The sequence below is a fragment of the Plantactinospora siamensis genome, assembly GCF_042434095.1.
Classification (GTDB): Bacteria; Actinomycetota; Actinomycetes; order Mycobacteriales; family Micromonosporaceae; genus KBS50.
Window position 1 is genome coordinate 1 of record NZ_JBHLUE010000036.1, and the last position, 5,938, is coordinate 5,938.

General features: G+C 70.8%; 6 protein-coding genes and 1 pseudogene. 5 read left to right on the forward strand and 2 right to left on the reverse strand.

Translation table 11 applies throughout. The features are described from left to right. Positions 1–213: pseudogene (locus ACFFHU_RS30965) on the reverse strand (hypothetical protein); the annotation flags it as partial. Positions 214–816: 603 nt separating this feature from the next. After that, entirely contained in the window at positions 817–1,230 is a 414-nt protein-coding gene (locus ACFFHU_RS30970; RefSeq protein ID WP_377344086.1) for a MarR family winged helix-turn-helix transcriptional regulator, read from the reverse strand. 108 nt (positions 1,231–1,338) lie between these two features. On the opposite strand from ACFFHU_RS30970, the gene ACFFHU_RS30975 reads away from it, so the two are divergent. The 5 genes from ACFFHU_RS30975 to ACFFHU_RS30995 form a co-directional block, all read left to right on the forward strand. Further along, a complete protein-coding gene (locus ACFFHU_RS30975) occupies positions 1,339–2,253 on the forward strand; it encodes an alpha/beta hydrolase (RefSeq protein ID WP_377344087.1) in 915 nt (304 codons plus the stop codon). Positions 2,254–2,334: 81 nt separating this feature from the next. After that, positions 2,335–2,928, forward strand: coding sequence for a TetR/AcrR family transcriptional regulator (locus ACFFHU_RS30980; protein WP_377344088.1), 594 nt, complete (start codon positions 2,335–2,337; stop codon positions 2,926–2,928). Further along, a complete protein-coding gene (locus ACFFHU_RS30985) occupies positions 2,925–4,028 on the forward strand; it encodes a serine hydrolase domain-containing protein (protein WP_377344089.1) in 1,104 nt (367 codons plus the stop codon). Before ACFFHU_RS30980 ends, ACFFHU_RS30985 begins: the two co-directional genes overlap by 4 nt. A 166-nt stretch (positions 4,029–4,194) precedes the next feature. Further along, entirely contained in the window at positions 4,195–4,578 is a 384-nt protein-coding gene (locus ACFFHU_RS30990; RefSeq protein WP_377344090.1) for an SCP2 sterol-binding domain-containing protein, read from the forward strand. 16 nt (positions 4,579–4,594) lie between these two features. Continuing rightward, the coding region (locus ACFFHU_RS30995; RefSeq protein WP_377344091.1) for an amylo-alpha-1,6-glucosidase at positions 4,595–5,938 on the forward strand (1,344 nt) is incomplete at its 3' end.

Below are 5,938 nucleotides of genomic sequence, written 5' to 3' on the forward strand. Positions count from 1 at the left end.
ATCGATCCGCGACTGCGCACCCTGCACGCCGTGCGGCGACAACTTGCCCGCGTCGGGCTTGTCGGCCGAGACCGTCTGCACCGCCGCGGCGGCGGGCTTGGCGCTGTGAGTGTCGGCGGCCATCGCACCCGTGACCGGGCCGGCGACCAGACCACCGGCGAACGCCACACCAGCAACCGACAGGACCGTCTTACGCATCAGCGTCGACTTCATGAGAACTCCTTGGGGGGGTTGGGCCGGCACGCACGCATGGGGGGACCGCACGCGACGACACGAAAAGAACAAGAGAGGGAACCAGCCGCACACCACGGGGGTGGGCGCGGGCGGAAAAATCAAGAACAAGATCCGCACGATGACCTGGGCCCAGCGGGGGCGCTCCTACGGTCATCCGGACCGGGTGTAACCACGACCCGCCCGCCACCATTCCCCAACCCGGGGGTCAGGGCCGGCCACCGCGGAGGGAGGGCCGGCCACCGCGGAGGGCTCAGCGGGGGTTCGACAAGCCCGAGGCGCGGGGCGCTCGGCGGGTACTGCGGCCGTGGACCCGGTACAACGTCCGGGCCCCCACACCGATTCCAGCCAACCCGACAAACCGGGCAGCCCCCGAGTGCCGGCCACCACAGGCCACCACCCAACCAACCCAAAACCCGACATCCGACCCGCCCGCACCCAGACCGGGAACGACCCGAACCCCTTGATCACCACAAGATCGCCGCAGTTGGGCGGTTCGGCGCAACGACGGCGCCCCGATCTACGGCGGTCACAGCACCGCGAGCGGGGGCTCACCGGGCAGACGGACCGCTCGTGACCATCGACTCATGCGGGCGAGAGCATCTCCTGAAGGATGCGCCGCAGCTCGGTGCGGTCCTGGGGGGTGACCCTCGCCAACCTGCGGTCGTACTCCGCCGCGAGGGCCGCAAGTGCACGATCCCGTGCCGCTGTGCCCTCAGCGGTCAGTACGAGCCGGTGACGCCGCAGGTCCGCCTCGTCGATCTCGCGGCGGATGAAGCCCTTGGCGACGAGGTTGCGGACGTAGACCGTCACGCTCGCCTTGGGCAGCAGCAGTGCCGTCGCGATCTCGGCTGGGTACGGCGATGCCTCCACCTCGGCCAGGACGAAGAACTCCTTCGTCTCCAACCCGACCTCGGCCAGCTCCTGCGTGCAGGCATCCATCACGACCGCCAGCAGCCGCTGGTTCAGCGTCCACAGCTGCGCCCCGTCGACCGACATCCGGCCCCTCCATCCAGGTGGTACAGTTTCGTACTAGTTCCATCTCGTACAAAGTGCGGTCCTGTACTGGACTCCTGTGGAACAACAATCCCACGAAGGAAGCCAAGCATGATTCAGCCCCTCACGATCCCGCGCGGTCCCATCAACCTCGCCGCGGACCTCCACCTGCCCGACAACGCCGGCAGCAGCGCACCGCTGCGCGCCGTGGTGCTCTCCACCCCGGGCAGCAGCGTGAAGGAGCAGATCGGCATCAACTACGCCTCCCGCCTCGCCGCTCGCGGCATCGCCGCGCTCGTCCTCGACCCCGCCCATCAGGGCCAGAGCGAGGGCGAGCCCCGCGACCTCGAAGACCCCTACCGCCGAGGTGAGGACATCTCCTACGCCATCGACGTGCTCACCGCGACCCCCGGCATCGACCCGCAGTGCATCGGCGTCCTTGGCATCTGCGCCGGCGGGGGCTACGCCGTGCACACCGCCCGCACGGATCACCGCATCAAGGCGGTCGGCACGGTCGTCCCCGTCAACATCGGCGCCGCGTTCCGCAGCTTCTCCCCCGACGGTCCGGCCGCGGCGCTCGACGCCCTCGCGGACGCGCGGACCGAAGAGGCCCGCTCCGGCGAGCTGACCCGCGTGAACTGGCTGCCCGACACCCTCGAGGACGCCAAAGCAGCGGGCCTGACCGACATCGACACCACTCAGGCCGTCACCTATTACCGCACCGAGCGCGGCGGTAACGAACACTCCACGAACCGGCGCCTCCTGCGCGGCGACTCCCTCCTGCTGGGCTATGACGCCTTCCACTTGGCCGATCAGCTCATGACCCAGCCCCTGCAGGTCGTCCTCGCCGGACGCATCGGCAACACCGGCTCCTACGACACCGGCATGCAGCTGTGGAAACTGGCCCCCAACCCGGTCGACCTCATGATGATCGACGGCGCCGGCCACTACGAGATGTACGACGAGCCCGCATACGTCGACGCCGCCGTCGAAAGGCTCACCAGCTTCTACGTCGACAACCTGTAAGGCAGCCAACCCGGCGAACCCTGTGCTGGACGGGGCAACCTAGGGCCCCTAGGATTTGGCCTGGGAAGGCTAGGAGGTGCCATGGCGCGGGCGGGGATCACGGCGGAACGGCTCACCGGGGCGGCCGCCGACCTGGCGGACGAGATCGGCTTCGACAACGTCACCGTCTCGGGCCTGGCCCGCCGGTTCGGGGTGGCCGACGCCAGCCTGTACTCGCACGTCCGCAACCTGCGCGAGTTGCGTACCAGGGTCGCCGTCCGGGCGGCGCGCGACTTCGCCGACGTGCTCGCGCCCGCGGTGGCCGGCCGGTCCGGGCGGGCGGCGCTGGCGGCCTTCGCCGACGCGTACCGGGGCTTCGCCCTGGCCCACCCGGGCCGGTACGCGGCCACCAACCTTCAGCTGCCGCCCGAGGTGGTGGCCGACTCCCCCGGCCACCTTCAGCTGATCGAGTACACCGCGGCGATGCTGCGCGGGTTCCCCCTAGCCGAGCCCGACCGCACCGACGCCGTACGACTGCTGCGCAGCACCTTTCACGGCTTCGTGGCCATCGAGGCCGCCAACGGCTTCGGGCACCCGCGCGAGGTCGCCACCTCGTGGCGCCGCGCGATCGGCGCGCTGGGTCACCTGCTGGAGCACTGGCCCGGCGCCGACGAAACGGAGGGAACGCGACCATGACCAGGACCGGCACCGACCTCGAGGACCGGGTGCGGGCCACGCTCGACGGGCTCGCCGCCGCCGACCCGGCCGCCGGCCTGCAGGTGGCGGCGTACCTGCACGGCCGCCCCGTGCTGGACGTGTGTGCCGGGGTGGCCGACCCGGCCACCGGTCGACCCGTCACGGCCGGCACCCCGATCTTCAGCTTCAGCCTCGGCAAGGGACTGGCCAGCACCGTCGTGCACGTGCTCGCCGAGCGGGGCGTCCTCGACTACGACCTGCGGCTGGCGCGGGTGTGGCCGGAATTCGGCCGCAACGGCAAGCGGGACATCACGCTCGCCCACGTTCTCACGCACACCGCCGGCCTGCCGGAATTGCCCGCCGGCTGCACGGTCGGGGACCTCACCGACTGGGACCGGATGTGCGCCGTGCTGGCCGCCGCCACCCCCGTGTGGGCGCCGGGCAGCCGGCACGGCTACCACGTCTGGACGTACGGCTGGCTGGTCGGTGAGGTGGTCCGCCGGGTCACCGGGCGCACCATCTCAGCGGTGCTGGCCGAGGAGGTCGCCGCTCCCCTCGGCGTGCCCGGCGAGCTGCTCTTCGGCGTACCGGAAGGGGACCTGGACCGGCTCGCGCGGCTGACCGACCGCGGCTGGTCGGCGGCGCTGGACGCGCTGGCCGGCGCCCTGCCCAACCTGGCCCGCGCGGTGCCGCCGGGCGTCCGGCCGGACGCCGCGCTGGGAAACCGCCGCGACGTGCTGCGGGCCGACATCCCGGCCATCGGCACGGTCACGGCCCGCGCCGCGGCCCGGATGTACGCCGCGCTGCTCGGCGAGGTCGACGGGGTACGCCTGATCTCCGCCGACCGGCTGCGCCGGGTGTCGGCGCCGGCGGTCAGCGGGCCGGACTGGACGCTGGGCGGCGAGCTCACCGGCGCGCTCGGCTACGGCATCGAGGGGCCGATGTTCGGCTGCGACGGCCTCGGCGGCAGCATCGCGGGGGCGGCGCCGGGGCTGGGGTTGGCGTTCGCCGCCACCCGCACGATCGTGGCGGTGGGCGACGGGGACCCGCTGGAACGACTCCGCACCCTGGTCCTCGACGCGGTCCGCGCGGACGGCTGAGCCGGCGCCCCAGCCGGCCCGCGCGGACCGCTGAGCCCGGCCCCCGGTCGGTCCGCGCAAACGGCAGAGCCCTCGGCCGATTCATCCGATCCGGGTGATGCCCGGGCACCGGAACGCGGGGCACGCTGCGCGTGGGAGTCCCGTGACCGCGGGCCGAGGAGGGCCGATGAGCGACCCGATCGCCGACTTCTTCGACCGGATGGACCGGTATCCGCCGTCCGTACCGCCGAAGTATCGCGGCAGCATCCGGTTCGACGTGGCGACGGACAGCCGTACCGAACACTGGGGGATGATCTTCGACCGCGGTCGGGTGCGGGTGTTCCGGGAAGATCAGGAGGCCGACTGCGTGGTACGGACCAACCGCCCGCTGTTCGAGGGGCTGGCCAGCGGCAGCAACGGCGTCTACGCCGCGATGCTGCGCAACCGGATCAGCATCGAGGGGGACCTGACCCTGCTCACCGCGGTCCGCATGCTGCTGCCGGGACCGCCCGGCGCGCACCACCCCGCCGATTGGGCGCGGAGCAGCCGGAAACCGGACGGGCGCGGATGATGGGGGGCGGACGGCCGTGAACGAGGGTGCCATCTACGACTACGTCAGCATCATCAACGGGAACAGCTTCCTGCTGAGCAACGACGTCGGCGACGTCTGCCCATCCGGGGACATGCCGACGGGCCTGTTCAGCTACGACACCCGGTTCCTGTCCCAATGGGAACTCACCGTCAACGGGCAGCACCTGCACCCCCTGTCGGTGGACGACCTGCAGCACTTCGAGGCCCGGTTCTTCCTCGTGCCCGGCACCGCCACGCACTACATCGACGCGCAGGTGTCGGTGATCCGGCACCGGTGGGTGGGCGGCAGCTTCGACGAGGAGCTGACGGTGCTGAACCACTCGGAGGACCCGATCGAGCTGCGGCTGCGCGTCGACGTTGCCTCCGACTTCGCCGACCTCGTGCAGCTACGCGAGGAACACCCTCCGGCCCGAGCCGGTACCGTGCGCACCCACGCCGACCAGGAATCCCTGCGGATCAGCTACGAACGGGACACCTTCTTCCGGGAGTCGATCGTGACATCGACCAGCCCGGCCACGATCGACGAGCGCGGCCTGACCTTCGACGTCCGGATCGGCCCGCACGACAGCTGGGTGACCGGGTTGCACGTGGCGACCCTGGTGCGCGGTTCACGAGGTCGGGACATCCGGGCCAGTCTGAAAGCCTTCCGCAACCGGCCGGAGCCGGGCATGCAGGAGGAGCTGGACCGCTGGCTGTCCGACGCGCCAAAGCTGACCAGCAACCCGAGCAAACTGCAACGGGTGTACCGGCGCAGCCTGGTGGACCTGGCCGCGCTGCGGTATTCGACGCTCGCCGTCCACGAGCGGGTGCCGGCGGCCGGGATGCCGTGGTTCATGACCTTGTTTGGCCGGGACGGCCTGCTCACCTGCCTGCAGACGCTCGGGTTCACTCCCGAACTGGCCGCGCCGACCCTGCGGGCGCTGGCGAACGGCCGCGGCGTGCATCTGGACGACTTCCGGGACGAGGAGCCCGGAAAAATGATCTACGCCATGCGGTACGGCGAGAGCGCCGCGTTCAACGAGAAGCCCTACTCGCCCTATTACGGGGCGGCGGACAGCACGCCGTTGTTCGTCATCCTGCTGGATGAGTATGAGCGGTGGAGTGGTGATGTGGCGCTGGTGCGGGAGTTGGAGTTCGAGGCGCGGGAGGCGTTGCGGTGGATTGACGAGTACGCGGATCTGATGGGTAACGGGTATGTGTGGTACGAGCGTCGCAACACGCGGAACGGGTTGGAGAACCAGTGTTGGAAGGACTCGTGGGATTCGATTTCGTATCACGATGGGCGGTTGCCGGGTTTTCCGCGGGCGACGTGTGAGTTGCAGGGGTACGCGTATGACGCG

Bases quoted from the DNA above. Each gene is read 5' to 3' on its own strand.
- ACFFHU_RS30985 (WP_377344089.1), top strand. From the start codon at position 2,925: ATGACCAGGACCGGCACCGACCTCGAGGACCGGGTGCGGGCCACGCTC.
- ACFFHU_RS30970 (WP_377344086.1), bottom strand. From the start codon at position 1,230: ATGTCGGTCGACGGGGCGCAGCTGTGGACGCTGAACCAGCGGCTGCTG.
- ACFFHU_RS30990 (WP_377344090.1), top strand. From the start codon at position 4,195: ATGAGCGACCCGATCGCCGACTTCTTCGACCGGATGGACCGGTATCCG.
- ACFFHU_RS30975 (WP_377344087.1), top strand. From the start codon at position 1,339: ATGATTCAGCCCCTCACGATCCCGCGCGGTCCCATCAACCTCGCCGCG.
- ACFFHU_RS30980 (WP_377344088.1), top strand. From the start codon at position 2,335: ATGGCGCGGGCGGGGATCACGGCGGAACGGCTCACCGGGGCGGCCGCC.